30 protein-coding genes are annotated in these 26,952 nt (G+C 62.7%); 21 read left to right on the top strand and 9 right to left on the bottom strand.

Annotated features, from left to right (window positions below):
- Positions 1–26: 26 nt before the first annotated feature.
- The 8 genes from sufC to AC1DYJ_RS21435 all read left to right on the top strand — a co-directional run bounded on the left by sufC (position 27) and on the right by AC1DYJ_RS21435 (position 5,880).
- Complete coding sequence (sufC, locus tag AC1DYJ_RS21470; protein ID WP_477284677.1) at positions 27–782, top strand: Fe-S cluster assembly ATPase SufC; 756 nt, start codon at positions 27–29, stop codon at positions 780–782.
- A gap of 19 nt (positions 783–801) precedes the next feature.
- The gene (gene sufD / locus AC1DYJ_RS21465) at positions 802–2,070 is read left to right on the top strand and encodes a Fe-S cluster assembly protein SufD (protein ID WP_477284675.1); all 1,269 of its coding nucleotides are present in this window, start codon (positions 802–804) and stop codon (positions 2,068–2,070) included.
- Between the two features lie 36 nt (positions 2,071–2,106).
- Complete coding sequence (locus AC1DYJ_RS21460) at positions 2,107–2,721, top strand: hypothetical protein (protein ID WP_477284673.1); 615 nt, start codon at positions 2,107–2,109, stop codon at positions 2,719–2,721.
- Between the two features lie 21 nt (positions 2,722–2,742).
- Positions 2,743–3,975 (top strand): cysteine desulfurase, encoded by a 1,233-nt coding sequence (locus AC1DYJ_RS21455; RefSeq protein ID WP_477284671.1) that lies wholly within the window; start codon positions 2,743–2,745, stop codon positions 3,973–3,975.
- A gap of 5 nt (positions 3,976–3,980) precedes the next feature.
- Positions 3,981–4,373 carry an SUF system Fe-S cluster assembly protein gene (locus AC1DYJ_RS21450; RefSeq protein ID WP_477284669.1) on the top strand — a complete coding sequence of 131 codons (393 nt, stop codon included), beginning with the start codon at positions 3,981–3,983 and terminating at the stop codon, positions 4,371–4,373.
- 7 nt (positions 4,374–4,380) lie between these two features.
- The gene (locus tag AC1DYJ_RS21445; protein WP_477284667.1) at positions 4,381–4,869 is read left to right on the top strand and encodes a DMP19 family protein; all 489 of its coding nucleotides are present in this window, start codon (positions 4,381–4,383) and stop codon (positions 4,867–4,869) included.
- Between the two features lie 96 nt (positions 4,870–4,965).
- Positions 4,966–5,352, top strand: a complete 387-nt coding sequence (gene sufA, locus AC1DYJ_RS21440; RefSeq protein ID WP_023759793.1) for a Fe-S cluster assembly scaffold SufA — start codon at positions 4,966–4,968, stop codon at positions 5,350–5,352.
- Between the two features lie 9 nt (positions 5,353–5,361).
- The gene (locus AC1DYJ_RS21435) at positions 5,362–5,880 is read left to right on the top strand and encodes a DUF2199 domain-containing protein (RefSeq protein WP_477284665.1); all 519 of its coding nucleotides are present in this window, start codon (positions 5,362–5,364) and stop codon (positions 5,878–5,880) included.
- 3 nt (positions 5,881–5,883) lie between these two features.
- Here AC1DYJ_RS21435 and AC1DYJ_RS21430 read toward each other — a convergent pair whose 3' ends face one another.
- On the bottom strand, positions 5,884–6,381 hold the full coding sequence (locus AC1DYJ_RS21430) for a GFA family protein (protein ID WP_477284663.1): 498 nt from the start codon (positions 6,379–6,381) through the stop codon (positions 5,884–5,886).
- 91 nt (positions 6,382–6,472) lie between these two features.
- Between AC1DYJ_RS21430 and AC1DYJ_RS21425 the strand changes: the two genes are divergently transcribed.
- A complete protein-coding gene (locus tag AC1DYJ_RS21425; RefSeq protein ID WP_477284661.1) occupies positions 6,473–6,796 on the top strand; it encodes a TfoX/Sxy family protein in 324 nt (107 codons plus the stop codon).
- A gap of 256 nt (positions 6,797–7,052) precedes the next feature.
- Here AC1DYJ_RS21425 and AC1DYJ_RS21420 read toward each other — a convergent pair whose 3' ends face one another.
- Positions 7,053–7,970 carry a pseudouridine-5'-phosphate glycosidase gene (locus AC1DYJ_RS21420; protein WP_477284660.1) on the bottom strand — a complete coding sequence of 306 codons (918 nt, stop codon included), beginning with the start codon at positions 7,968–7,970 and terminating at the stop codon, positions 7,053–7,055.
- A gap of 52 nt (positions 7,971–8,022) precedes the next feature.
- Positions 8,023–8,967 (bottom strand): carbohydrate kinase family protein, encoded by a 945-nt coding sequence (locus AC1DYJ_RS21415; protein ID WP_477284658.1) that lies wholly within the window; start codon positions 8,965–8,967, stop codon positions 8,023–8,025.
- Between the two features lie 284 nt (positions 8,968–9,251).
- Here AC1DYJ_RS21415 and recA point away from each other — a divergent pair, with 284 nt between their 5' ends.
- The 4 genes from recA to AC1DYJ_RS21395 all read left to right on the top strand — a co-directional run bounded on the left by recA (position 9,252) and on the right by AC1DYJ_RS21395 (position 15,092).
- Positions 9,252–10,352: a recombinase RecA gene (gene recA, locus AC1DYJ_RS21410; protein ID WP_112561417.1), complete on the top strand. Its 1,101-nt coding sequence runs from the start codon at positions 9,252–9,254 to the stop codon at positions 10,350–10,352.
- 273 nt (positions 10,353–10,625) lie between these two features.
- Positions 10,626–13,292, top strand: a complete 2,667-nt coding sequence (alaS, locus tag AC1DYJ_RS21405) for an alanine--tRNA ligase (RefSeq protein ID WP_477284656.1) — start codon at positions 10,626–10,628, stop codon at positions 13,290–13,292.
- 10 nt (positions 13,293–13,302) lie between these two features.
- Positions 13,303–14,616, top strand: a complete 1,314-nt coding sequence (locus AC1DYJ_RS21400; RefSeq protein ID WP_477284654.1) for an SDR family oxidoreductase — start codon at positions 13,303–13,305, stop codon at positions 14,614–14,616.
- A complete protein-coding gene (locus AC1DYJ_RS21395; protein WP_477284652.1) occupies positions 14,613–15,092 on the top strand; it encodes a DUF2269 family protein in 480 nt (159 codons plus the stop codon). The genes AC1DYJ_RS21400 and AC1DYJ_RS21395 overlap by 4 nt, the downstream gene beginning before the upstream one ends.
- A gap of 20 nt (positions 15,093–15,112) precedes the next feature.
- On the opposite strand, the gene AC1DYJ_RS21390 is transcribed toward AC1DYJ_RS21395, so the two are convergent.
- Positions 15,113–15,739 carry a glutathione S-transferase family protein gene (locus tag AC1DYJ_RS21390; protein WP_477284650.1) on the bottom strand — a complete coding sequence of 209 codons (627 nt, stop codon included), beginning with the start codon at positions 15,737–15,739 and terminating at the stop codon, positions 15,113–15,115.
- Positions 15,740–15,811: 72 nt separating this feature from the next.
- A complete protein-coding gene (locus AC1DYJ_RS21385) occupies positions 15,812–17,023 on the bottom strand; it encodes an NADP-dependent isocitrate dehydrogenase (RefSeq protein ID WP_477284648.1) in 1,212 nt (403 codons plus the stop codon).
- Between the two features lie 221 nt (positions 17,024–17,244).
- Here AC1DYJ_RS21385 and AC1DYJ_RS21380 point away from each other — a divergent pair, with 221 nt between their 5' ends.
- From AC1DYJ_RS21380 to murI, 3 genes are all read left to right on the top strand, one after another.
- A complete protein-coding gene (locus tag AC1DYJ_RS21380; protein ID WP_477284646.1) occupies positions 17,245–18,093 on the top strand; it encodes an RNA methyltransferase in 849 nt (282 codons plus the stop codon).
- Positions 18,094–18,173: 80 nt separating this feature from the next.
- Positions 18,174–18,770, top strand: a complete 597-nt coding sequence (locus AC1DYJ_RS21375) for a DUF805 domain-containing protein (RefSeq protein ID WP_477284644.1) — start codon at positions 18,174–18,176, stop codon at positions 18,768–18,770.
- A 152-nt stretch (positions 18,771–18,922) separates the two neighbouring features.
- Entirely contained in the window at positions 18,923–19,723 is an 801-nt protein-coding gene (gene murI / locus AC1DYJ_RS21370) for a glutamate racemase (RefSeq protein ID WP_477284642.1), read from the top strand.
- Here murI and AC1DYJ_RS21365 read toward each other — a convergent pair.
- Positions 19,720–21,102 carry an RNB domain-containing ribonuclease gene (locus AC1DYJ_RS21365; RefSeq protein ID WP_477284640.1) on the bottom strand — a complete coding sequence of 461 codons (1,383 nt, stop codon included), beginning with the start codon at positions 21,100–21,102 and terminating at the stop codon, positions 19,720–19,722. The genes murI and AC1DYJ_RS21365 overlap by 4 nt on opposite strands.
- A 117-nt stretch (positions 21,103–21,219) precedes the next feature.
- Here AC1DYJ_RS21365 and AC1DYJ_RS21360 point away from each other — a divergent pair, with 117 nt between their 5' ends.
- Positions 21,220–21,408: a DUF3008 family protein gene (locus AC1DYJ_RS21360; RefSeq protein ID WP_477284638.1), complete on the top strand. Its 189-nt coding sequence runs from the start codon at positions 21,220–21,222 to the stop codon at positions 21,406–21,408.
- Between the two features lie 71 nt (positions 21,409–21,479).
- On the opposite strand, the gene AC1DYJ_RS21355 is transcribed toward AC1DYJ_RS21360, so the two are convergent.
- Positions 21,480–21,638, bottom strand: a complete 159-nt coding sequence (locus AC1DYJ_RS21355) for a hypothetical protein (RefSeq protein ID WP_477284636.1) — start codon at positions 21,636–21,638, stop codon at positions 21,480–21,482.
- 433 nt (positions 21,639–22,071) lie between these two features.
- On the opposite strand from AC1DYJ_RS21355, the gene rpsD reads away from it, so the two are divergent.
- The 4 genes from rpsD (at position 22,072) to AC1DYJ_RS21335 (ending at position 25,037) form a co-directional block, all read left to right on the top strand.
- Positions 22,072–22,689: a 30S ribosomal protein S4 gene (gene rpsD, locus AC1DYJ_RS21350; protein WP_013895883.1), complete on the top strand. Its 618-nt coding sequence runs from the start codon at positions 22,072–22,074 to the stop codon at positions 22,687–22,689.
- Positions 22,690–22,838: 149 nt separating this feature from the next.
- On the top strand, positions 22,839–23,726 hold the full coding sequence (gene ttcA, locus AC1DYJ_RS21345; RefSeq protein WP_477284634.1) for a tRNA 2-thiocytidine(32) synthetase TtcA: 888 nt from the start codon (positions 22,839–22,841) through the stop codon (positions 23,724–23,726).
- Positions 23,716–24,543 carry an inositol monophosphatase family protein gene (locus tag AC1DYJ_RS21340; RefSeq protein WP_477284632.1) on the top strand — a complete coding sequence of 276 codons (828 nt, stop codon included), beginning with the start codon at positions 23,716–23,718 and terminating at the stop codon, positions 24,541–24,543. The genes ttcA and AC1DYJ_RS21340 overlap by 11 nt, the downstream gene beginning before the upstream one ends.
- Positions 24,544–24,629: 86 nt before the next feature.
- Positions 24,630–25,037 carry a hypothetical protein gene (locus tag AC1DYJ_RS21335; RefSeq protein ID WP_477284630.1) on the top strand — a complete coding sequence of 136 codons (408 nt, stop codon included), beginning with the start codon at positions 24,630–24,632 and terminating at the stop codon, positions 25,035–25,037.
- 63 nt (positions 25,038–25,100) lie between these two features.
- Here AC1DYJ_RS21335 and AC1DYJ_RS21330 read toward each other — a convergent pair whose 3' ends face one another.
- Together AC1DYJ_RS21330 and grxD are read right to left on the bottom strand one after the other, a co-directional pair.
- A complete protein-coding gene (locus AC1DYJ_RS21330; protein ID WP_477284850.1) occupies positions 25,101–26,324 on the bottom strand; it encodes a multidrug effflux MFS transporter in 1,224 nt (407 codons plus the stop codon).
- A 212-nt stretch (positions 26,325–26,536) separates the two neighbouring features.
- On the bottom strand, positions 26,537–26,872 hold the full coding sequence (gene grxD / locus AC1DYJ_RS21325; RefSeq protein ID WP_477284628.1) for a Grx4 family monothiol glutaredoxin: 336 nt from the start codon (positions 26,870–26,872) through the stop codon (positions 26,537–26,539).
- Positions 26,873–26,952: the final 80 nt, after the last annotated feature.

The following is a 26,952-nucleotide window of genomic DNA, read 5'->3' as shown; positions in this document are numbered from 1 at the left end:
CGGACAAATATTCAGGAAACAAAAGAATGCTTGAGATCAAGAATTTGCATGCCCGCATCGTCGACGACGGCACGGAAATCATCCGCGGCCTGAACCTGACGGTGAAAGCCGGTGAGGTCGCCGCCATCATGGGGCCGAACGGCTCGGGCAAGTCGACGCTGTCCTACATCCTCGCCGGCCGCGAGGACTATGAGGTCACCGAAGGCGACATCCTCTACAACGGCCATTCGATCCTCGAAATGGACCCGGCCGAGCGCGCCACCGCCGGCATCTTCCTCGCCTTCCAGTATCCGATGGAGATACCGGGCGTCGCGACCATGGAATTCCTGAAAGTGGCGATGAACGAGCAGCGCAAGGCGCGCGGCGAGGAACCGCTGAAGATCCCGGAATTTTTGAAGCGGGTGAAGGAGGCGGCGGCCTCGCTTAACATGGACATGGCGATGCTGAAGCGGCCGCTCAATGTCGGCTTCTCCGGCGGCGAGAAGAAGCGCGCCGAAATTCTGCAGATGAAGCTCCTGGAGCCGAAACTCTGCGTGCTCGACGAGACCGATTCCGGCCTCGATATCGATGCGCTGAAGATCGTCTCGGACGGCGTCAACGCGCTGCGCTCGCCGGACCGCGCCATCATCGTCATCACCCACTACCAGCGCCTGCTCGAGCACATCGTGCCGGATAGCGTGCACGTCCTCTACAAGGGCCAGGTGATCAAGTCCGGCGACAAGTCGCTGGCGCTCGATCTGGAAGCCAATGGCTATGCCGGTGTGATCGGCGAAGCCGCGTGAGATGCCAGAGGCCAGACTGATGAACATGCACTCGACACCCCAGCGCACCCAGGCCGAAACGGCGCTGATCGACGCTTTCGGCGAGCGGCTGTCGCTGCTGCCGGGCGACGGCGCGGTGACGCTGAAGCGCGACGATGCCATCGAGGCGATCAAGCACGGCCTGCCGACCCGGCGCATCGAATCCTGGCACTATACGGACCTGCGCCGGCTGCTGACGTCGGTGCCGGCATTCGATTCCACGGCCGCTGCCAAAACGCTGGCGCCGATTGTCGAAGGCTCCGCAATCCTGGCCGTGCTGAACGGCGTCTCGAACGCGAAATTCCCTGTGATCGAGGGCGTGACCGTCCAGCGCCTGTCGGAAAAGCTGACCGACGGCTCCATTGCGCCGGGCCTCGACCCCTATGGCAGCGATGACGCCATCGGTGCGCTGAACACCGCCTTTGTCGCCGACGGCTATTTCGTCGACATCGCCGATGGCGCCGAACTGGAAAAGCCGATCGAATTGCAGAACCTGCAGGCCGGCGGCCAGGTGCATGTGCGCTTTCCCGTGCGTGTCGGCGCGGGCGCCAAGGCGGCTATCGTCGAGCGTCAGGCCGGCGAGGGTGCGGCGCTGGGCAGCTCGGTCAGCCAGCTGGTGCTGGGCGAGGGCGCCGAGGTGACCTGGCTGATCGTGCAGGAGCAGCCGGAAACGGCCACGCATCTCGCCCAGTTCAAGGCCCATCTCGGCAAGAATTCGAAGTTGACGCTGTTCTTCATGAATGCCGGCGGCAAGCTTGTGCGCCAGGAGATCGTCGTGAAGACGACCGGCGAAGGCGCCGACTTCAAACTGCGCGGCATCAACCTGCTCGCCGGCGACACCCACACCGACGTGACCATGGTGCTCGACCATGCCGTGCCGCACACGACCTCGACGGAAGTGATCCGCAATGTCGTGACCGGCAAGGCGCGTGGCGTCTTCCAGGGCCGCATCAACGTCCATCAGTACGCGCAGAAGACCAACGCCAAGATGGCCTGCAACACGCTGCTCCTGTCGGATGATGGCGAGTTCTCGACCAAGCCGGAGCTGGAAATCTTCGCCGACGACGTCGTCTGCGGCCACGGCGCCACCGTCACCGAGATCGACCACAACCACCTGTTCTACCTGATGGCGCGCGGCATCGACGAGAAGAGCGCGCGCGGCCTTCTGGTGAAAGCCTTCGTGGCCGAGGTGATCGAGGAACTGGACGACGAAACCATCGTCGAAGCCCTGGAAACACGGCTCGATGATTGGTTCGTGGCACATGGGTAAACGGTTTAGGGTCAGGGCGTCATCCTCAGGAGGATGATGGTCGAAACGATGGATCAGGTAGTTACTTCGACATCGCACGGACGCGGGCTTGGGCGGTTGCTGCCTTGGCTGGCGATTGCCTTCGCTGTCGTCGGGCTCTCTGCATATGCCCATGCATTGCGGTTCTCGATCTATCCGTCGACCGCATCGAGTCCCGTTTCCGATAGTCTGGACGGCCTTCCAGCGTTCTTGCAGTGGGCTGGTTGGGCAGCTCCGTTGCACTTTTTGATCGTGGGACTTGTTCTGTTGGGAATGGTTCGCCTGCTGAAGGGTTCGGGGACAGCCAAATCGGTCCTCTCCTGGTTGCTCCTGATATACGTTGTGCAGATCATAACGCTCCTCATCGCTCCGCTCAGCTCAACGACCTACGACTGGCTCTATCTGAACGGATTTTTGGGCGCCTGGATGGGCGATTTCGATCCCCTTGCAGGGATTTTTGTCCTGACGGGTGTGGTCGTTGCGCGCTACGGAGGCCGATTGCCTTGGCCGCAGGCTTTTCTGACCGGCATCTGCATTGCCCTCACCAGCTTCATTTTCGTCCTCTCCTGGTCGTGGATTGATGGAGCGGGCATTACCGTCCCGACAGCCTTTGCCATGATACTACGCGTGTGATCGGAGTTAGCTTTGGACGATATGAGCTCAACCACCCCCTATGATGTCGAGGCGATCCGCCGCGACTTCCCGATCCTGTCGCGCGAAGTCTACGGCAAGCCGCTGGTCTATCTCGACAATGGCGCCTCGGCGCAGAAACCGCAGGTGGTGCTCGACACGATCCAGCACGCCTACAGCCAGGAATACGCCAACGTCCATCGCGGCCTGCATTTCCTGTCCAATGCCGCGACCGACGCCTATGAAAAGGCGCGCGAGACGGTGCGCCGCTTCCTTAACGCGCCGAGCACCGACAACATCGTGTTCACCTCGAACACGACAGCCGCTATCAACACCGTCGCTTACGGCTATGGCATGCCCAATATCGGCGCCGGCGACGAGATCGTGCTGTCGATCATGGAGCACCACTCCAACATCGTGCCGTGGCATTTCATCCGCGAGCGGCAGGGCGCCAAGCTGGTCTGGGTGCCGGTCGACGATCTCGGCGCCTTCCACATCGAGGAATTCGAAAAGCGCCTGACCGACAAGACCAAGCTCGTCGCCATCACCCATATGTCGAACGCGCTGGGCACGGTGACGCCGATCAAGGAGATTGTCCGCATCGCGCATGCCCGCGGCATTCCGGTGCTCGTCGACGGCAGCCAGAGCGCCGTGCACATGCCGATCGACGTCCAGGATCTCGACTGCGACTTCTTCGTCTTCACCGGCCACAAGGTCTACGGGCCCTCGGGCATCGGCGTGCTCTACGGCAAGAAGGACATTCTCTCGGGCATGCGCCCCTTCATGGGCGGCGGCGAGATGATCGAGGAGGTGACGGAAGACATCGTCACCTACAACGACCCGCCGCACCGTTTCGAGGCCGGCACACCGCCGATCGTGCAGGCGATCGGGCTGGGTGCAGCACTCGAATACATGGAAAAAATCGGCCGCGAGCGCATCGCCGCCCACGAGGCCGATCTCAAGACCTATGCGCATGAACGGCTGCGGGCCATCAACTCGCTGCGCATCTTCGGCGATGCTCCCGGCAAGGGCGCCATCATCTCGTTCGAATTGCAGGGTATTCATGCCCATGACGTGTCGATGGTGATAGATAGGCAGGGTGTTGCCGTCCGCGCCGGCACCCATTGCGCACAGCCGCTGTTGAAACGCTTTGGCGTAACCTCCACATGCAGGGCATCGTTCGGCATGTATAATACAAGGGCCGAAGTCGACGCTTTGGCCGAAGCGCTTGAAAAAGCGCGCAAGTTCTTTGGATGACGACCATGGATGATGTGAGCCACACCACCGAGACCGCGCCGGAAGCAGCGATCAATCCGCTGGTTTCCGCCTCGACCATTCCCGCCGACGAACTGGCGCGGCTGACGGACGATATCGTTTCGGCGCTGAAGACGGTCTACGACCCGGAAATCCCCGCCGACATTTATGAACTCGGCCTGATCTACAGGATCGACATCGAGGACGACCGCTCGGTGAAAATCGACATGACGCTGACCGCGCCCGGCTGCCCGGTGGCCGGTGAAATGCCGGGCTGGGTGGAAAACGCCGTCGGCGCCGTCGAAGGCGTCTCCGGCGTCGAGGTCAACATGACCTTCGACCCGCCCTGGTCGCCCGACCGCATGTCGGAAGAGGCGCAGGTGGCGGTGGGCTGGTATTGAGGCTCACATGGAAGATTGGGAGATAGATCTTCCCGAATTCGTGCCGCCCTCGACGATGAAGCTGATGCAGCAATGGGGCGGCGACGGCTTTCTCAACAGCATGGGCAAACCCGCCGCATTTGACGCGTTTCTGAACGAAATGCCGTCAGGCGTCGCCGACGTGCTTTGCGCGGATATTCTGCTCGGCGATGTCCTGAATGGCACCTTTCATCAGTACTTCCACAATTCGTGTGGAATAACGATCGAGCGAGCCATTGGCGCGATGCGGCGGCTCGGCCTATCGGAGCATGCGGCTGCGGCGGAAAGTGCGTTGGCGGTGTTCGGCCCGAACTTTCCTCGGGACCGCCTGCAAAGAATGGATAGGATGGATGAGTTGCCGGAAACTGCATTCGATTTGGCCACCAACCAGTTCTATGCCGCTGAAGAGCGCCATCCGACGGCGATGCATAAGGTTTTGGAGCGGGCGGCCAATCAGTTGCTCGCAACGGTACAGTAACAGAGCCGGGGTTGCACCCGCCAACAAACTTCACCATTTTAGGTGAGGAATCATTCGGCAGGCCTTGAACCTGCATGGAATGGAAGAGGAAAGAGAATGGGACGCTTCGCCGTCATCACGATGACCGAAAAGGCCGCCGACCGGGTGCGCGAGATCGTCGCCACGCGCGACAACGCGCATGGCATACGCCTCGGCATCAAAAAGGGCGGCTGCGCCGGCATGGAATACACTGTCGACCTGGTGACCGAGCCCAACACCAAGGACGACCACATCGAGCGCGATGGCGCCCACGTCTATGTCGCGCCTGAGGCTGCCCTTTTCCTGTTCGGCACCGAGATGGATTTCGAGCAGACGACGCTGCGCACCGGCTTCACCTTCCACAACCCGAACCAGAGCTCGGCCTGCGGCTGCGGCGAATCCGTCGAACTGAAGCCAGCCGATCTCAAAGCGCTGGCAGAGGCGCGCGCGGCAACCGCTGCTTAACGTCGGGCGATGAGCGCCGAGGCATATCGCTGGCGGTGTGCTTGTTGCGGCGAAGAATTTACCGGCCTTCCGATGGACATTGCGTTCGACGCGCCGGTCGATCCAGACACGTTCGATGACGTTGCCCGATCAACGTTCCGCAAGAATGATGATTTTTGCGTGGTGAGCTACGCCACAAGGGAGACGGACCGGTTTATCCGTTGCCTGTTGCCTTTGCCGGTTCCTCAATTGGCCGACGAGTTCTGTTTCGGCGTCTGGATGTCGGTCTCGGAAAAGAGCTGGAATGTCTACCGGGACGGATATGACAGTGGCCAGTATGAAGAAGAACTCTGTTTTGGCTATTTGATGCACGAGATTCCTGAGTATCCAGGCTCGTTGCTGCTACATGCCAACGTTGTTTTTCAACCCGGCAATCAGCGTCCAAACGTATACCTGCATGACGCGGAACATCCTTTGGTCGCGGCACAATGCGACGGAGTGGATGTGACCCAGGTTGAGCGCTGGGTAGCCCTCACGCATCGCCCTTAAGGCTCACTTCACCCACATCTTCGTCCGCTTGTGCCAGTCGGCGATCGATTCTTCGGGATAGGCGTCGAACACCTTGTCTTGTCTGCCGATCACCGGCTCGACCCAGCTCGCCTTGTATTTCAGCATCAGATGCACCTTTTCCGGCGGCGTCGGCAGCTCGCTGTCGATCGCTGAGGCAAAGGGGTGGACCAGCTCCGGCCATGTCGGGTCGTAGAGCCACAGCGCCGAGCCGCATTTCCTGCAGAAATTGCGCTCGCCCGTCGAAATCTCGCAGTTTGGATGCTCGTCATCCTCGATCTCGGCTCGATAGACGCCGAGATTGCGCTTGCCCTTGATCTTCAGCGTCTTGTAGTCGGCGCCGAGATTGATGGCGAAGCCGCCGCCGCCCTGCTGTTTGCGGCAGATCGAGCAGTAGCACAGCATGAACGGCACCGGCGTGTGGCTCTCCACCTCGAAATGGACGGCATCACAGCGGCAGGATCCTTTGAGCAGAAGCGGCATGAAAAAACTCCGACGAATTTCGTTTTCAACCTGTCAGCATGGTTTTGGTTGCGGCGATGACAAGGCCAAATCCCGGTGACATGATCGCGGCATGGACAATGAACGCATAGAAGAACTTTTCGAGAGCCTTGGTCCGGTCTCGATCCGAAGACTGTTTGGCGGCAAGGGCATCTATTTCGACGGCGTCATCGTCGCCATCGTGCTGCGAGGCGAACTTAAGCTGAAGGCTGACGAACAAAGCGCCCCCGACTTCGAAGCCGCCGGCTGCCAACAATGGGCCTATACCGGCTCGCGACACGGCAAACTGGTCGCGATGCCGTATTGGAGCATTCCCGACGACGCGTTCGATGATCCCGACGAGATGAGGGTGTGGGCACGGCGAGCGTATGAGGCTGGGCAGCGGGCGGGGAAGTAATGTCCCCGCAGTGATGGTGCCGAATTTTCTTACAAGCGCCGAGGGACAGCACCCCTCTCTGGCCTGCCGGCCATCTCCCCCTCAAGGGGGGAGATTAGCAGCTTTGTCGACGGCGCGATTCTTTCAACGTTCGTGATTGGCGAAAGCCGGCGTGACATCCAATCTCCCCCCTTGAGGGGGAGATGTCCGGCAGGACAGAGAGGGGGGTGACGGAACGCGACAGTCGTAATCAGCGATGTATTGCGGACGCGTGAACTTACAAAGCCTTGGCAATCCTGGCCGCCAGCCGCGCATTGTTCTCGACCAGCGCAATATTCGTCTTCAAGCTCCGGCCGCCGGTCAGTTCGAGAATCTTCCCGAGCAGGAACGGCGTCACCGCCTTGCCGGTGACATTCTGTGCCTCCGCCGCCTTCTGCGCGGCCTCGATGTAGCCGGCCATCTCGTCGGCCGGGATTTCGTCATCCTGCGGCACCGGATTGGCGATCAGCATGCCGCCGCCGAGGCCAAGTGCTGCCCGGGTCTTGTAGAAATGCGCGATCTCTTCCGGTCTGTGCAGGGTCAGCGGGGCGCGAAAGCGCGACTGGCGCGACCAGAAGGCCGGCATGGTTTCGCAGCCATGGCCGATCACTGGCACGCCGCGCGTTTCCAGCACCTCCAGCGTCTTTTCGATGTCGAGGATGGCCTTGGCGCCGGCCGAGACGACAATGACGGGCGTGCGCGCCAGCTCGTCCAGATCGGCCGAGATGTCGAAGCTTTTTTCCGCGCCTTTGTGCACGCCGCCAATGCCGCCGGTGGCGAACACGTTGATCCCGACCATGTGAGACGCGATCATGGTGGCGGCGACCGTGGTGCCGCCGGTGCGTCCCTGCGCAACCGCAAAGCCGAGATCGGCGCGCGACAGCTTCATGGCGTCGCCGGTCATTGCCAGCGACTCGCGCTCGCCATCGGAGAGCCCGATCTTGATGCGGCCAGCGACCACGGCGATCGTCGCCGGCACCGCGCCATTGTCCAAAATGATCTTTTCGACATTGGCCGCCATGGCGCCATTGTCGGGGTAGGGCATGCCATGGGTGATGATGGTGCTTTCCAGCGCCACCACCGGCCGGCCGGCGGCGAGCGCTTCGGCCACCGGCGTGTGGATGTCGATGAAGGGGCGGGCGCTTTGCGGGGTCATGACGGTCTCCGATCCGGAGCAAGAAAGCTCCGGCAATGGCAATTGGCCGCCCTCATGCCATTTCCTGTGCGTCCGGCACAAGAGCCAGCGCTTCCGCAAAGGTCGCGGCGGTGAAGACCGGCACCGCGTCCGCACTTTCGATGGCGAGCGTCGCCGCGGCCACGCCTTCGCGCAGGGCCTGGCGCAAGATCAGGCCGCGCAGCAGGGCAGCGATGGTCGCACCGGCCAGCGCGTCGCCGGCTCCGGTGACGTCGGCGACCTTTCTCGGCGCCGGCGGCAGGATGGAGAAGGCGCCGGCTTCGTCGAAACCCAGCACCGGGCCATCGCCGGCCGTCACCACGCCACTCCTGAGGCCGCTGCAGCGCAGACCGTCGACGGTCTCGCGCTCGGTCGCATTGACGCCGACGCCGGCCAGCACCATGGCCTCCCGCCGGTTCATGAAGACCTGCGCGAGCTCCTTCAGCACCGGGATCAGCCGCACCACCTTGGCCGGCGAAATGGCAATGGCATAGACCGGCTTGTCGACAGCAAGCGCCACCAGCCGTTCGAGTGCCGAAGACGGGAGATTGGCGTCGCACAGCACCGCGTCCGCCATGGCGACCACCTCGCGCACCTTGGAGCGGCGCATCTGCTTGGGGAAGGCCAGATCGTAGAGCGCCATGTCGGCAAAGCCGGTGATCAACTCGCCGTCGCGGTCGATCAGGGCGGTGTAGCTCGGCGTCGTGCGGTCGAGGAACACCGCCGACAGATCGGCAATGCCGGCGTCAGCGATGGCGCGCGACACCGTCTCGCCCGCCGCATCGCCGCCGCGCATCGACATCAGCGAGGCCGAAACACCAAGCCGCGCGAGGCTGCGCAGCGCATTGAAGACACCGCCGCCGACATCTTCGCGCATCGTGCCGGGATTGGACGCCGCCGGCACATAAGCGCCGGACACCTGGCCGCGTCGGTCGATATGGGCGCCGCCCACCGCCAGGATTTTTGCAGATTTCACCATGCCGGCGATATGACCTTTGTTATTCCTGCTGCACAAGCGCTAGGCTGTGCGGCGGAGCTTCGCAGGCGAGCCAGCGATTCGGGCGGAGCCAAACCGCCGCACCGTCTGGACCAATGCGGAACGCGGCCGAAAACCAAACCACGAGACAAAAAAAGAACAAATCCGGATAAAGATTGTTTTTCAGATATTTGACCCCTCTTGCCAAACGAGAACAAAAAAGGTACAAACTGGGGCAGGGATTACGGATTGTCCGGCCTTCATTGACGACCAAGGGGTGATGTATCATGGCTCAGAATTCTTTGCGGCTTGTAGAGGACAAAGCGGTGGACAAATCAAAGGCTCTGGACGCGGCGCTGTCGCAAATCGAGCGCGCCTTCGGCAAGGGCTCGATCATGCGGCTGGGCGCCAATGAGCAGGTCGTCGAGATCGAAACCGTGCCGACCGGATCGCTTGGCCTCGACATCGCGCTTGGCGTCGGCGGCCTGCCGCGCGGCCGCATCGTTGAGATCTACGGGCCGGAAAGCTCGGGCAAGACGACGCTGGCGCTGCACACGGTGGCCGAAGCCCAGAAGAAGGGCGGCATCTGCGCCTTCGTCGATGCCGAGCACGCGCTCGACCCGGTCTATGCCCGCAAGCTCGGCGTCGATCTCGAAAACCTGCTGATCTCGCAGCCCGACACCGGCGAGCAGGCGCTGGAGATCTGCGACACGCTGGTCCGTTCCGGCGCCATCGACGTGCTGGTGGTCGATTCGGTTGCGGCGCTGACGCCGCGCGCTGAAATCGAGGGCGAGATGGGCGATTCGCTGCCCGGCCTGCAGGCGCGTCTGATGAGCCAGGCGCTGCGCAAGCTGACCGCCTCGATCTCGCGCTCCAACACCATGGTCATCTTCATCAACCAGATCCGCATGAAGATCGGCGTCATGTTCGGTTCGCCCGAAACCACCACCGGCGGCAACGCGTTGAAATTCTACGCTTCGGTGCGTCTCGACATCCGCCGCATCGGCTCGGTCAAGGACCGCGACGAGGTCGTCGGCAACCAGACCCGCGTGAAGGTGGTCAAGAACAAGCTGGCGCCGCCCTTCAAGGTGGTCGAGTTCGACATCATGTATGGCGAAGGCGTGTCCAAGACCGGCGAGTTGGTCGACCTCGGCGTCAAGGCAGGCGTGGTCGAAAAGTCGGGCGCCTGGTTCTCCTACAATTCGCAGCGCCTCGGCCAAGGTCGCGAGAACGCCAAACTGTTCCTGCGCGACAATCCCGACACGGCGCGCGAGATCGAACTGGCGCTCAGGCAGAATGCCGGGCTGATTGCCGAAAAGTTCCTCGAGAATGGCGGCCCCGAGCGCGGCGAAGACGACGGCTTTGAGGAAGAATCCGGCGCCATGTAAGGCAGCTGCCAGAGTTCGGCCATAAATCCGGCCTATTATCTGACGCTTAAGTAACAGAGTTCTTTAGTAATCGCGTTCAAAACCGCCGGCCTTCGCGCCGGCGGTTTTCGTTTTTGGGCAAGCGTGAAGGCAGCCTGGCAGCTGCCGGATTGGCCCAATTCCGTGTTTCTGGACAGGGTGAAGCCTGCCCGCTAAAAGGCCAAGTCGATCTTCTAAAGTGAGAGACCAGTTTCCGCCGGCCGTGCCGGCGGTTTTCGCGAAAAGGCAGCAGTCATGAGTGGCGTGAACGAGATCCGGTCGACTTTCCTCGACTACTTCCGCAAGGAGGGCCACGAGGTCGTGGCCTCGAGCCCGCTGGTGCCGCGCAACGACCCGACGCTGATGTTCACCAATGCCGGCATGGTGCAGTTCAAGAACGTCTTCACCGGCCTGGAGAAGCGTCCCTATTCGCGCGCCACGACCGCGCAGAAGAGCGTGCGCGCCGGCGGCAAGCACAACGACCTCGACAATGTCGGCTACACCGCGCGCCACCTGACCTTCTTCGAAATGCTCGGCAACTTCTCCTTCGGCGACTATTTCAAGGAGCGCGCCATCGAACTTGCCTGGAACCTGATCACGAAGGAATTCGGGCTGAACAAGGACAAGCTGCTGGTCACCGTCTATCACACCGATGACGAGGCGGCCGGCTTCTGGAAGAAGATCGCCGGCTTTTCCGACGACCGCATCATCCGCATCCCGACGTCCGACAATTTCTGGGCGATGGGCGACACCGGCCCGTGCGGTCCGTGCTCGGAAATCTTCATCGACCGTGGCGAGCACATCTGGGGCGGCCCTCCCGGCGGCCCCGAAGAGGATGGCGACCGTTTTCTTGAATTCTGGAACCTGGTGTTCATGCAGTATGAGCAGGTCACCAAGGAAGAGCGCATCGACCTGCCGCGCCCGTCGATCGACACCGGCATGGGCCTGGAGCGCATGGCCTCCATCCTGCAAGGGGTGGAAAGCGTGTTCGAGACCGATCTGTTCCGCCATCTGATCGATGCCGCGTCGTCCGCGCTCGGCCAGGGGCCGGACAAGGAGACGGTTGCCTCCTTCCGCGTCATTGCCGACCATCTGCGCTCGTCCTCCTTCCTGGTCGCCGACGGCGTGCTGCCGTCGAACGAAGGCCGCGGCTATGTGCTGCGCCGCATCATGCGTCGCGCCATGCGCCATGCGCAGTTGCTTGGCGCAAAAGAGCCGCTGATGTGGAAGCTGGTGCCGGCGCTGGTGCGCGAAATGGGCCAGGCCTATCCCGAACTGCTGCGCGGCGAACAGCTGATCACCGAGACGCTGAAGCTCGAGGAGACCCGCTTCCGCAAGACGCTGGTCCGCGGCCTCGGCCTGCTCTCGGAGGCGACGGAAACGCTGCACGCCGGCGATATGCTGGACGGTGAGACCGCCTTCAAGCTCTACGACACCTACGGCTTCCCGCTCGATTTGACGCAGGACGCGCTGCGCCAGCGCAGCATCTCGGTTGATCTCGCCGGCTTCACCCATGCGATGGAGCTTCAGAAGGCCGAGGCGCGCAAGCACTGGGCTGGCTCCGGCGACGCGGCCACCGAGACCATCTGGTTTTCGGTCCGCGAGCAGGCGGGCGCCACCGAATTCCTCGGCTACGAGACTGAAGCTGCGGAAGGCCTCATCCAGGCGCTGGTCAAGGACGGCAAGACCGTCGACAGCGCCGGCAAGGGCGATGCGGTTGCGGTCGTCGTCAACCAGACGCCGTTCTATGGCGAGTCCGGCGGCCAGATGGGCGACACCGGCGTGATCTCCGGCGAAGGGTTCTCGATCGAGATCACCGACACGCAGAAGAAGGCCGACGGGCTGTTTGTGCATCTGGGCAAGGTGGCGAGCGGCACGGTCAAGACCGGTGTTGCCGTCGAGCTCAAGGTCGACCATGCGCGCCGCACCCGGTTGCGCGCCAACCACTCCGCGACGCATCTGATCCACGAGGCGCTGCGCGAGGTGCTGGGCACCCATGTCGCGCAGAAAGGCTCGCTGGTCGCGCCCGAGCGCCTGCGCTTCGACATCTCGCACAACAAGCCGATCTCGGCCGAGGAGCTCGAAGAGGTCGAGCGCATGGCCAATGAAATCGTCGTCCAGAACAGCCCGGTGACGACGCGCCTGATGTCGGTCGACGACGCCATCGCCGAGGGCGCCATGGCGCTGTTCGGCGAGAAGTATGGCGATGAGGTGCGTGTCGTGTCGATGGGCACGGGCGTCCATGGCGCCAAGGCCAACCGGCCCTATTCGGTCGAACTGTGCGGTGGCACCCATGTGCGGGCGACCGGCGATATCGGTCTGGTGCGCGTCGTGTCCGACAGCGCTGTCGCCGCCGGCGTGCGCCGCATCGAGGCGCTGACCGGCGAAGCCGCGCGCAAACATCTCGACGAGCAGGACAGGCGTCTGAAGGCCGTCGCCTCGACATTGAAGATTTCGCCCGCTGATGTGCCGGCGCGCGTCGAGACGCTGCTCGAGGAGCGCAAGAAGCTCGACAAGGAACTGAGTGAAGCGCGCAAGAAGCTGGCACTGGGCGGCGGTGCCGCGGCCGGTGCGCCCTCCGAGAACGAGACCGTCGCCGGTGTCGGCTTCCTCGGCAAGGCGGTCTCGGGCGTGTCGCCCAAGGATTTGAAGCCGCTGGCCGACGCCGGAAAAACCTCGCTCGGCTCCGGCGTGGTCGTCTTTGTCGGCGCGGGTGAGGACAACAAGGCAAGCGTCGTGGTCGCCGTCACCGATGACCTCGTCGGCCGCTTCAGCGCCGTCGATCTGGTGCGCGTCGCCTCGGCCGCCTTGGGCGGGCAGGGCGGCGGCGGCCGGCCCGACATGGCGCAGGCCGGCGGGCCGGATGCCTCGAAGGCCAATGATGCCATCGCCGCGGTGAGGGCAGCGCTGGAAGCAGCCTGAAAGCCAGCCTATGCCCGATAGCCCCGGCAAGACGGTTCTCGTTCTCGGCGGCTATGGACTGATCGGCGAAGCCGTCGTCGAGCGCCTGCTTGGCGATGGGCATCAGGTGACTGGTCTCGGCCGCGATGTCGGTGACGCCGCGCGGCGATGGCCGGCGGTGCGCTGGATTGCGGCCGACATGGCCCGGCTGCTGACCGCTGAAGACTGGCTGCCGCTGGTCGCCGGCATGGATGCGGTCATCAATGCCGCGGGCGCCTTGCAAGACGGCCCGCGCGACCGCCTCGACGCTATCCACCGTGGTTCTGTGGTGGCGCTGGTTGCCGCCTGCGAACAGGCCAGTGTCAGCCGTTTCGTGCAGATCTCCGCCATCGGCGCCGATCCCGCCTCGGCGGATGCTTTCTTCAGCACCAAGGGTGAAGGCGACAAGGCTGTCGCGAACGCCTCGCTGGAGTGGTCCATTTTGCGCCCGGGGCTGGTGATCGCACCCGCCGCCTATGGCGGCACGGCGCTGCTGCGTGCGCTTGCGGCCTTTCCCGGTTTCATTCCTGCCGTCATGGCGGGCCAGCTAATCCAGACCGTGGCGGCCAGCGATCTCGCCGAAGCCGTATCGCGTGCAGTCACCGGATCCCTGCCGCCGCGTCTTTCCGTCGATCTCGTCGAAGCCGAGGCCCGCTCGCTGGCCGACGTGCTGGTTGCCTTCCGGGCATGGCTTGGCCTGCCGCCGGCCCGTGTCGTGCCGATGCCGGCCTTTCTTGGTGGGGTCGCGGCTGTTGTTGCCGATGGCCTTGGCCTGCTCGGCTGGCGTTCGCCTTTGCGCAGCGCAGCCCTTGCCGCCCTGGCGCGAGGCGTGACGGGCAACGCCAAATCCTGGAACGAGATTTCCGATCAAAAACTGCAGCCGCTGGAGGCAACGCTGGCCGCCATGCCGGCTCACGTCCAGGAGCGCTGGTTCGCCCGCCTCTGGCTGCTGAAACCAGCCGTGTTCGGCGTGCTCTCGCTGTTCTGGCTGGTCTCCGGCATTGTCGGCTTCATCAAGCAGGATGCAGCTGCCGACATTCTGGTCTCGCATGGCCTGTCGCCGGCCCTCGCGCTCGGGATGGTGCTTGCCGGGAGCATTGCCGACATCGTTGTCGGAGCGGCTGTTCTCGTGCGGTCGTTGGCGCGCTTCGCGCTGACGGGGATGATAGCCATCACCTTGGCCTATCTTGGCGCAGCAACCGCACTTGCGCCCGATCTGTGGCTCGACCCTTTGGGAGCAATGGTCAAGGCTGTTCCAGCGCTTTGCCTTGCCCTTGTGGCGTTGGCGATATTGGACGAGCGATGAGCCCCTGGGTCGACCTTCTGCGCTGGCTACACATCATCGGCGCCACGGTTCTGTTCGGCACCGGCGCCGGCATCGCCTTCTTCATGCTAATGGCGCAGCGCACCGGCCGCGCCGACATTGTCGCTCATGTCGCCGGCACGGTCGTCATCGCCGATACGATCTTCACCGCGACCGCGGTCATCGTGCAGCCGATCACCGGCGTGCTGCTGGCGCAAGCAATCGGCTGGCCGCTCTCCGAAGGCTGGATCGTGCTGTCCCTGCTGCTTTATGTCCTGACCGGCCTGTTCTGGCTGCCGGTGGTCTGGATCCAGATCCGCATCCGCAACCTGGCGCGGCAGGCGGCCGCTGAAAACGCGCCGCTGCCCGCAGAGGAAAAGCGCCTGTTTCGCATCTGGTTTGCGTGCGGCTTCCCGGCTTTTGCCGCCGTGCTTGCAATCCTGTGGCTGATGGTGACCCGGCCAGAAATAGCGTTCTAGACCGCCGTGTCTGCGGCTGCTCAATCGGCCTTTTCGGTCAAGGCAACGGCCTGCCGGGCGGCAATTCGGTCCCACCAGGCCCGGATGGCGGGGAAGTCAGCGAGCAGCTTTTGCCCCTCGGGTACCTTGAGGAAATAGGCGATGATGGCCGCCGCATGCAGGTCGGCCAGCGTCAGCTGGTCGCCCAGCAGCCACGGCCCGGGCGCTTTGAGAGAGGTCAGCACCCTGAGCACCGTTTCGGCCTGGCGCAGTCCGTTGGCGATCAGCACCTCGTCGGGCGTTTCCTTCTCCAGCCGCTCGACGGCGACGTCCCAGACCATCGCCCTGTAGCCATAGGCGTCGAGCATGCCGATGATCTGGTTCATGGTTGCGCGGCCGCGCGGGTCTTTCGGCTGCAGCACCGGACCGTCGAACGCCTCGTCGACATAGCGCGAGATTGCGCTGGTCTCGAACAGGCGAAAGCCGTCATGCTCGAAAGCCGGAATGCGGCCGAACGGGTGACGCTCCAGATACCAGGCCGGAATGCCCTCGGCCGCGAAGATGTCGAGAGGCACCAACTCATAGCCGACGCCTTTTTCCGCAAGCGTCAGCCGCGCAATGCGAACATAGACGCTGTAATCGGCGCCGTAGAGGATCGGCTTGATCATCGATCAGCCCTTCGCTGCTGCTCGCTTCTCGTCCGAAAAAAGAAGGCTCCTCTCGGAGCCTTCGTTGTCGGCTTACGCCATCGCCTTCTGCAGGTTCTCGTCGATCTTGTCGAGGAAGCCGGTGGTCGACAGCCAGGGCTGGTCGGGACCAATCAGCAGCGACAGGTCCTTGGTCATGAAGCCGCTCTCGACCGTCTGGATGCAGACCTTCTCCAGCGTATCGGCAAACCGCTTCAATTCGGCATTGTCGTCCAGCTTGGCGCGGTGGGCCAGCCCGCGCGTCCAGGCGAAGATCGAGGCGATCGAGTTGGTCGAGGTTTCCTCGCCCTTCTGATGCTGGCGATAGTGGCGCGTCACGGTGCCGTGCGCGGCTTCGGCTTCCACCGTCTTGCCGTCCGGCGTCATCAGCACCGAGGTCATCAGGCCGAGCGAGCCAAACCCTTGCGCCACCGTGTCGGACTGGACGTCGCCATCATAGTTCTTGCAGGCCCAGACATAGCCGCCTGACCATTTCAGGGCGGAGGCCACCATGTCGTCGATCAGCCGGTGCTCGTACCAAAGCTTCTTCGACTTGAACTCGGCTTCGAATTCCTGCTCGTAGACTTCCTGGAAGATGTCCTTGAAGCGGCCGTCATAGGCTTTGAGGATGGTGTTCTTGGTCGAGAGATAGACCGGATAGTTGCGCAGCAGGCCGTAATTCAGCGAGGCGCGGGCGAATTCGCGGATCGAGTCGTCGAGATTGTACATGGCCATGGCAACACCGGCGCCGGGCGCGTCGTACACGTCGTGCTCGATCACCTTGCCGTCCTCGCCGACGAATTTGATCGTCAGCTTGCCCTTGCCGGGGAAGCGGAAGTCGGTGGCGCGGTACTGGTCGCCGAAGGCGTGACGGCCGACGATGATCGGCTTGGTCCAGCCCGGCACCAGCCGCGGCACGTTCTTCATGATGATCGGCTCGCGGAAGATGGTGCCGCCGAGGATGTTGCGGATGGTGCCATTCGGCGACTTCCACATCTTCTTCAGCTTGAATTCCTCGACGCGCTGCTCGTCGGGGGTGATCGTCGCGCATTTCACGCCGACGCCCCATTTCTTGATGGCGTTGGCCGAATCGATGGTCACCTGGTCGTTGGTGGCGTCGCGGTGTTCGACGCCGAGGTCGTAATATTCGAGCTTCAGGTCGAGATAAGGGTGGATCAGCTTGTCCTTGATGAACTGCCAGATGATGCGGGTCATCTCGTCGCCGTCGAGTTCGACGACCGGGTTCGCCACCTTGATCTTCGCCATGGAAAGAATGCCTCGCTTTTGGGGAACAAAACGGCCTTGCCCGCATGGCTTTCGGCCGGGGATGCGGAGCGTATATCAAAGCCTATTTGGCCGCGCAAACGCCGATCCATGCAGAACGGGTCGTCTGGGCAGCGACCTAGTGTTTTTGCAAACGCTTCATTTTGGCGGGCGGATGTGGCAGGGAACGCTGAAAATGCCGCAAACAGCAGTTCATTGAGATCATGTCCGCCGCGCAACCTCCTGAAAACACATCCGCCGCCGGCCCGGCGATCATCCTGGTCGAGCCGCAGCTCGGCGAGAATATCGGCATGGTCGCGCGCGCCATGGCCAATTTTGGCTTGTCCGAGCTGCGGCTCGTCAATCCGCGCGACGGCTGGCCAAGCGAGAAAGCGCGCGCTGCCGCCAGCCGCGCCGACCATGTCATCGACGCCGTCACCGTGTTTGGCGACCTGGCGTCGGCGGTCGCCGACCTCAATTTCGTCTTCGCCACCACGGCGCGCGAACGCGACGGCTTCAAACCCGTGCGCGGGCCGGTCGAGGCGGGCAGGGCGCTGCGAGCGCGTCACATGGCCGGCCTGCGCACCGGCATCCTGTTCGGCCGCGAACGCTTCGGCCTCTACAATGACGAGGTCGGACTGGCCGATGAGATCGTCACCTTCCCGGTCGATCCCGGTTTCTCGTCGCTCAACATCGCCCAGGCCGTGCTTTTGATGTCCTATGAATGGATGAAGTCGGGCCTGGAGGACGAGACGGCAACCAATTTCTCCAGCCCGGAAATGAAGCCGGCGAGCAAGGAAGAGTTGCACGGCCTGTTTGCCTATCTCGAAGGCGCGCTCGAAGCGCGCGGCTACTTCCGCCCGGCGCCGAAGAAGCCGAAGATGGTCGATAATCTGCGTGCCGTCTTGACGCGCGCCGGTTTTGCCGAGCCGGAACTGAAAGTGCTGCGCGGCATCATCTCGTCGCTCGACCGGTTTTCGCCGGCCATGCCGCGCGGCGACGGCTCGCCGGGAGACGATCCGAGACGGCTTCCGGCCGCCGCGCGAAACCGGAAGACAGATCAAGAAAGTTAAGATCAGTAAGCTTCGAACGGCTGAAGTAACCGAATTTTATGTGCTTCTAATCCATTGTTGTCAAAACGATGGGGTGGCAAATGTTCACGTCCAATATCGGCCGCATGCGCTTCTTCTTCTACTCGCTTGGGGTGGCTTTCCTCGAGGCCCTGGCTGCTTTGGTGTGCATTGTAGGCACGATGGGCTTTGAGGGCTTCGTCAACTCCGTGCCTGGTCCGTCGCGGCAAGGCATGGCCGGTGCGGTCCTCGTCGTTTCGCTGCTGGCTGTGGTCATGCGCGGCAACATCGCCTGGCGGCGCAGCCGCGACGCCAACGGCAAGGGCTGGATCTTGTGGTCCTACATCGTGTTCTGCGCCATCTACGCCTTCCTGCAGGCAGGCACGTTGCTGGTACTGGATTTCAACAATCCGGAAAGCACGTCGGGCGGTTTGAATCTGCTTGCGCTGTCGATCTTCGGCCTTTGGTGCACGATCCTGGTGGCAAAGCCGGTGGCAGGCGTCAATATCGATGAGCTGACATCGGTTTTCGATTTCGAGGGTGCTGTTCCCTCGGCAGGCGGCCGGATGGCCAGCAGCGCGGCGCCCGTGCGCGCCGCCGCGCCGGCCACACGCTCAGCGCCATCTGTCCAGCCGATGGGCCGGCCAAAGCCCGCCGGCTTCGGCAAGCGCGGACTGTAGGGCGATCGCGAAAAAGCGATCTTCGCTGGCGCTTGCGCAAAACTTGGGTGAATTCGCCACTTCAAGACCATGATCGTTGCGGATAGAACGGCATCGGCCACATCACCGGCCAGCCCTTCTGATCTCCAGCCTCTTTCCATGGTCCGGCATCAATGAGCGATCGATCAAACCACCGCCCGATCCTGATGTTCGATTCCGGCGTTGGCGGATTGACCGTGCTGCGCGAGGCGCGCGTGCTGATGCCCGACAGGCGCTTCGTCTACGTCGCCGATGACAAGGCCTTTCCTTACGGCGCCTGGGAAGAACCGGCGCTGCAGGCCCATATCGTCGAGCTCTTCGCCAAGCTGCTCGACCGTTTTCAGCCGGCAATTTCGGTCGTCGCCTGCAACACCGCCTCGACGCTGGTGATCGATGCGCTGCGCGAAAAATTCCCGGGCCATCCTTTTGTCGGCACCGTGCCGGCGATCAAGCCGGCGGCCGAGCGCACCCGCACCGGGCTGGTCTCGGTRCTGGCGACGCCGGGCACGGTGAAGCGGCAATATACGCGCGACCTGATCGGCAAATGGGCGCAGAAATGCCATGTCCGCCTGGTCGGCAGCAACAATCTGGCCGGACTGGCCGAGGTCTATATGCGCGAGGGCTTTGTCGATGAAGAGGCCGTGCGCGCCGAGATCGCACCGTGCTTCGTCCAGCATGACGATTTGCGCACCGATATCGTCGTGCTCGCCTGCACGCACTACCCGTTCCTGGCCAACCGTATGCGCAAGACCGCGCCCTGGCCGGTCGACTGGATCGACCCGGCCGAAGCGATTGCGCGGCGCGCTCTGTCGCTGCTTCCCGCAGTCGACGGGCCGTTGCCGCAAGGCGAGCCCGACATCGCCGTCTTCACCTCCGGCAAGCCGGATTTCGCCATCAGCCGGCTGATGCAGGGTTTTGGCCTGAGCGCGCGCTAGGCTGGTTCGAAGACAACAAGGCGTTGATCCGGATCGGCCGAAACCAGCCTTAGCGTCAGGCCGTCACCCTGGCCGAACCCGGAGGCCTTCACATTGGCAACGACAGGCATGTCCGAGAGCTGAACGCGCATGCGCTGGTCTGCGACGTCGGTGACGACGGCCTTGAACATTTCACCCTCGCGTCCCCTAAGCATGACCGCCTCGGCAAGGTCGATGGCCGCGTGGTTGATCTGCGAAGCGCGGGCACTTGCGCGCCCCATCACCTTCGGCAGTCTGGCGAACGCGTCAGTGACGGCCTGCGGCACGGGTTGGCCGTTGGCGATTGCCAGCGTGCAGCGCACGACGTAGCGGTCGGCCAGCCGCCTCAGCGGCGCGGTGGCGTGGGCGTAGGTCGCAGCCATCGCCTCGTGCCACGGCACAACGCCGTCTTCATAGGGTTGGTAGGACGCGCCGGAACCGGCACGGCGGATTTCCAGCATCAGGGCGGCCTGTTTGCTGTTTGTCGGATCGAGGGTTCGCTGATAGTCGCGCAGACTGGTCGACGCAGGCCAGGACAAGCCAAGAGCCTGTGCCGCGTTGCGCAGTCTTTGCACCTTTGAATCATCCGGCGGCGCCATCACCCGGAACAGGCCGGTCCGGTGGGCAAGCATGGCGTCGGCAATCGCCATGTTGGCGGCCAGCGAAAGCGCGGCGTTGTCTTGCTCGGATTGCAGCAGCGGTCTGAACGCAAGCTGGAATGTGCCATCGGCGAGCTGTTCCACCTCTTGCTCGGGCGGGTCGACGCGGGAAGCGCCGCGACGCTCTTCGGCTGCCGCCATGCGCCGTGCAATTTCGGCGAAGCCGGCCGGAACATCGGCGGCTCGCACGCTGTCATAGGCGAGCTTGGCGCGGCTTTGAATGATTGCGCGCTCCGCGCCGTCCAGCTTTACCGCGCCGTCCTCGGCGATCCGAACCGTGAAGACAACAGCCGGACGCGGTCCGCTGGGCAACAGGCTCGCGGCACCCTCGGCAAGCACCGGGGGATAGAGCCCGGCCTTGCCGTCCGGCAGATACAGGGTCTCGCCCCGCGCCCAGGCTTCGAGATCCACCGCGTCGCCGTCCTCGACGAACCAGGCCACGTCGGCAATGGCATAGTGCAACAGAAGGTCGCTGCCGCTCGCCTCGATCGAAAACGCCTGATCAAGATCGGTGGACGTCGCCGGATCGAGTGTCACGAAAGGCATTGCCGTTCGGTCGGCATGCTGGCTGGGCACCCGCTTGGCCGCCGTCTGCGCCAGCGCCATGACGTTGGGCGGAAATCCGTCCGGCACATGGAACTCTGTGCGGATTTTTGAAAGGCCGTCAGCGAGTGCCTGCGAGGGATCGGTCAACGATTTCATGGCGCTGTCGTACACTGGCGTTCCGGACACGGGAAGGCCGATTGCCGGCAGCCGCCGAGCTGGAACCGTCACCGGAGCGCAACGTTTCTCCTTTCTGGCAGCAAAGGAGGAACCGATATGCCTGCAAAATCACAAGCGCAGCAAAAGGCCGCGGGCGCCGCGCTTTCGGCCAAACGCGGCGAAACCAAGAAAGGCGAACTCATAGGCGCTGCACGCGAAATGTATGAATCGATGAGCGAAAAGCAGCTTGAGGAATTCGCCGAGACCAAGCGCAAGGGGTTGCCTCAGAAGAAATCGGCTGACTGAGCCCCGAACCGATCCAAACAAAAAGCCCGCGGCCGAGACCGCGGGCTCTTCAGTTCAGGCCGCAGCCGAAACTACCAGCGCCACCAGCAGCGCTTCACCTTGTAGCGGATGACCTTCTTGTGACCGTGCCGCCAGACAACCTTCTTCTTGACCACGATGCGGCAGACCTGGTGGTGTTTGTGACCGTGCCAATGCCTGGCCATCGCCGGCTCGGGGACGGCAATCGACATCGATCCTGCCAGGACGGCTGCACTTACCAACGAAAGGAAGAATTTTTTCATACGACTTTTGGCTCCTCTGGCTCCAGTCCCTTTCTAATGCCGTCGGTAACGACCCCGCCACATCCGGCACCGCACTCAACGTCGGAAATGCTATATGGTTGCCGCAGCCGCCGCCAGCAGCGAGCTTGACACCGGTTAAATCTCCGTTTAACGAGCCCACCAACACCGGGCCGCAATGCCCGGTGGTTTCTTTTGCATGGCAAGAACCCGGGGAAAACAGGTTTATCGTTTCCTTGGTCTTGTTAAACTGACGTGTCCCGTGGGTTTTCCATCGCATTGCGTGGGAAACCCTGTCAGGTCTCGAAAACGGAGGCCAGAGGAGGGCGCGTTTCCTTCACCCGGACCATGAGGTTCCGGGTGGTTTGTTTTGAAAGGGAATGCGATGAGCAAGCGCGAATCCGCGAAGTACAAAATCGACCGCCGTCTCGGCGAAAACATCTGGGGCCGCCCGAAGTCCCCGGTCAACAAGCGTGAATACGGTCCCGGCCAGCACGGCCAGCGCCGCAAGGGCAAGCTTTCCGATTTCGGCCTGCAGCTGCGCGCCAAGCAGAAGCTGAAGGGTCACTATGGCGACGTCTCCGAAAAGCAGTTCCGCAAGGTCTATGAAGAGGCTGACCGCCGCAAGGGCGACACCTCGGAGAACCTGATCGGCCTGCTCGAGTCGCGTCTGGATGCGGTCGTCTACCGCGCCAAGTTCGTGCCGACCATTTTCGCAGCCCGCCAGTTCGTCAACCACGGCCACGTCAACGTCAACGGCAAGCGCGTCAACATCGGCTCGTACCGCTGCAAGCCGGGCGACGTCGTTGAAGTCCGCGAAAAGTCGAAGCAGCTGGTCATCGTTCTGGAATCGGTCGGCCTCGCCGAGCGCGACGTTCCGGACTACATCGAAGCCGATCACAACAAGATGGTCGCGACCTTCTCGCGCATCCCCGGCCTGGCGGACGTTCCGTTCGCCGTGCAGATGGAACCGAACCTGGTCGTCGAATTCTATTCGCGCTGATCGGTTTCTTCCTAGAGATATCAAAGGCCGCCCTCGAGGCGGCCTTTTTTCTTTTGCGCCGCGCTTTGCCAGGCATCGACCAAAAACCGATTTCGATTTTTGAGCCAATGCGCTAATCCGGGCGCAACAGGGATTTGGGCCGACGCGCCATGAACATGCTGCCAAACGCCGATTTGCTTGAGCCGGACGCCGAAGGCGGCTTCCATCCGCTGTTCGCCGACGTGCCGTCCTCGGTCGAGTTCAACAAGCTGCGCAAGCGGCTGTTGCGGCAGACCCGTCAGGCGATCGAGGATTTCGCCATGGTCAGGCCCGGCGACCGCTGGCTGGTGGCGCTGTCCGGCGGCAAGGATTCCTACGGCCTGCTCGCCGTGCTGCTCGATCTCAAATGGCGCGGGCTGCTGCCGGTCGACCTGCTGGCCTGCAATCTCGACCAGGGCCAGCCGAATTTCCCAAAGCACATCTTGCCGGACTATCTCAATGCGCATGGTATCGCCCATCGCATCGAATACCAGGACACCTATTCGGTGGTCACCGACAAATTGCCTGAGGGCAGCACCTATTGTTCGCTGTGCTCGCGGCTGCGGCGCGGCCATCTCTACCGAATCGCGCGCGAGGAGGGCTGTTCGGCGCTGGTGCTCGGCCACCATCGCGAGGACATTCTCGAAACCTTCTTCATGAACCTGTTCCACGGCGGCCGCCTTGCCGCCATGCCGCCAAAACTGCTCAATGATGACGGCGACGTCATGGTGCTGCGGCCGTTGAGCTATTGCGCCGAGGCGGATCTGGAAAAATTCGCCGCCGCGATGAAATTCCCGATCATTCCCTGCGATCTCTGCGGCAGCCAGGAAGGCCTGCAACGCAACGCAACGAAGGCGATGTTGGACGACATGGAAAAGCGCATGCCGGGCCGCAAGGATACGATGCTGCGCGCGCTGTCCAACACCAGGCCATCGCATCTGCTCGACCGTAAACTGTTCGATTTCGCTGCCCTCAATGGCAGTCTCACCGAAGGACAAGACCTTTCCGATGACATTTGACGACCGTGCGATCGACTGGCTGGCCGAGCTTCTCGCCGATGCAGCCAGGGCCGAGATCATGCCGCGCTTTCGCCGGCTGGGCGAGGGCGATGTCCGCCAGAAGACCTCGGCCGCCGATCTGGTGACCGAGGCCGACGTCAATGCCGAGCGGCTGATTACGGCAAGGCTGCTCGAGCGCTACCCCCAGGCGATGATCGTCGGCGAGGAGGCTTGCTCCGACAATCCGGCACTGCTGCAAGGGCTCGGCGATGCCGATCTCGCCTTCGTCGTCGACCCGGTCGACGGCACCTTCAACTTCGCCTCCGGCGTGCCGCTGTTCGGCGTCATGCTGAGCGTCGTGATCAAGGGCGAGACCGTGGCCGGCATCATCCATGATCCCGTCGGCAAGGACTGGTTGATCGGCGTCAAGGGCGCCGGCAGCCACATCCGCCATGCGCATGGCGCGCTGGAGAAGGTGCATGTCGCCGATGCCGTGCCGATCTCGCAAATGACCGGTTCGGTGTCCTGGCAATATCTGGCTGAACCGCAGCGCTCGCTTCTGGCGCGCAACCAGACCAAGACGCTGTCGCAGTTCGGCTATCGCTGCGCGGCGCATGAATACCGGCTGCTGGCCAGCGGCCATGCGCATTTCGTCGTCTACAACAAGCTGATGCCGTGGGACCATCTGGTCGGCGTGCTGATCCACGCCGAGGCCGGTGGCTACACCGCGCGCATCGACGGCAGCGCCTATTTACCGTCGCATGTCGACGGCGGCATTCTGGTCGCGCCCGACCGTGAAAGCTGGAAAGAATTGCGCCGGGAACTCTGGGCTGATTAGTAGGTCCAACTACCGACAGAAGCTTTCGTCAAGTATATTGGCTCTGTTATAGTGGACCAATCTCTTGCTAAGCCGGAAGCCGCGAAATGAAACATCGGTCTGCAATTGTTGCAGCGGGACTTGGACTTGCCCTGGTCGCCGGCGCCACTGAGACACGTTCGCAAGAGCGGGCGTGCGGCAGTCGCGATCCCGTCGATACCATAGACGAGATGTTTTCCGCGATCTATGCCTGCTGGCAGCCGCCACCGGGAAGCGCTGGCCTGACCCTGACACTGAGTTTCTCAATTCGCAAAAACGGCACGCTGATGGGCAAGCCGCGCGCCACTTTCTCCCATATGGGAGACGATGCCTCACTCAACCGGGTCTTCGTGTCGTCCGTGCTCGAAGCTCTCGACAAGGCGCTGCCGATGCCTCTTTCGGACAGCATGGGTGGCGCCATCGCAGGGCGCCCGCTGTTTCCTCGTTTCACGGCAGTGATTGAAGGCGCGTCCTGAAGCGCGTCGCCTAAAGGTGGCTGCGGTTCTGAGACAAATAAAACTCGAGGCGAAAACAGTCGCTCAATGCAGGTCGGTGACGTGCCCTGAAATGGGTGGGTTGTGCGGCTGGAACATCCTGCCGCGCTCGGCGATCAGGATCATCAGCAGCGCTGCGACCGAGACGCTGCAGAAGCCGGCCGCCAGCGGCGTCACCGTCCCGTTGAAGGCCTGGCCGATCAGCGCACCGATGATGGCGCCGAGAAATGTCTGCATGAAGCCCAGAATGGATGCGGCCGTGCCGGCGAGTTCGCCGAGCGGTTCCATGGCGAGCGCGTTGAAATTGGCGCCGAGCCCGCCGAAAGGCAGCATCGCCGAGGCAAAGAAGGTGATGAACAGCCAGAGCGGCATGTTCATTTCCAGCGAGACGACCAGCCAGGCGAGGCTGATGCAGAGGAACACAAGCAACGCGCCTTGCGACAGCCGGCGCATGCCGACCCGCCCGACCAGCCGCGAATTGAGATAGTTCGAGAAGGCGAGCACGGCGGCGACGCCGGCGAAGATCACCGGGAACAGCTCGCCGACATGGAAGATGTCGACATAGATCTGTTGCGCGGAACTGATGAAGCCGAACATGGCTGCAAAGATGAAGGTGCTGGCAAAGGCGTAGCAGAGCGTGAGGCGGTTGGTGAGCACGATGCGGAAACCACCGACGACGGATGAGACCGTCAACGGCCGGCGGTACTCTGGATGCAGCGTCTCCGGCAGCCGCAGCAGCGACCACGCCGATACGATCAGCGCCCCGACGGCCATTGTGACGAAGATCCAGTGCCAGGTGGCAAACAGCATGATGAACTGGCCAATGCCGGGCGCAATCACCGGGATGGCCATGAACACCATGAAGATCAGCGACATAACCTCGGCCATGCGCCGGCCGTCGAACGTGTCGCGCACGATTGAGACGGCGATGACACGGGTGGCGGCCGCACCGATGCCTTGAACCAGCCGCAACAGGAGCAGAGTGGTAAATGACGGGGCGATGGCCGCAGCCGCTGCCGCAAAAACATAGATGATCAGCCCGGCTACCAGCGGTGCGCGGCGCCCGAAGCGGTCCGAAATCGGCCCGAAGAAAAGCTGCCCGCCGCCGAAGCCGAGCATATAGGCGGTGATGACATACTGGCGGTGGTTTTCATTCTCGACGCCGAGCGTCGCGCCGATCTGCTGCAGCGCCGGCAGCATGATATCGATGGCCAGCGAGTTCAGCGCCATCAGCGCCGCGCACAGCGCGATGAATTCCCAGCGCGGAATAGGCAATTTGCTTGCCTGTTGCGGCGCTTTTGACTGCTGGTCCACGGCGGGTCCGATCTTCAAAACGAATATGCGCCGGCATGCCGGCGCATCGGTTCGTCCTCACCCCGATAGAGGGAGGTAACATTTTGCCGGGGCGGAGCTGCCCGGGCTCAGTGCATATCGCCCAAAAGTGTCAGCGGTTTTGGGACAACGACATGCGCAAAAAAATATCAGGCGGTAGCTTTGACGCTGACGCCCTTTTCAACGAGGAACGTCTGCAGTTCGCCCGCCTGGAACATTTCGCGGATGATGTCGCAGCCGCCGACGAATTCACCCTTGACGTAGAGCTGCGGGATCGTCGGCCAGTTCGAGTATTCCTTGATGCCCTGGCGCAGTTCGGCCGAGGTCAGCACGTCGACGCCCTTGTAGTCGGCGCCGAGGTAGTCGAGAATCTGCACCACCTGGCCGGAAAAGCCACACTGCGGAAAACCGGGCGTGCCCTTCATGAAAAGGACGACGTCGTTGCCCTTCACTTCGCTGTCGATGTAGTCGTTGATGCCGCTCATGGAATATCCTTTCACGCCTGTGGGAGTCAGGCTCGAAGCATAGCCATCAAATAAACCCATAGATGGGCCGAAACAAGATG

This window comes from Mesorhizobium sp. P2_B11, from assembly GCF_056404855.1.
The sequence above is the reverse complement of the archived record's forward strand: the minus strand, read 5'-3'. Positions and strand labels throughout refer to the sequence as shown.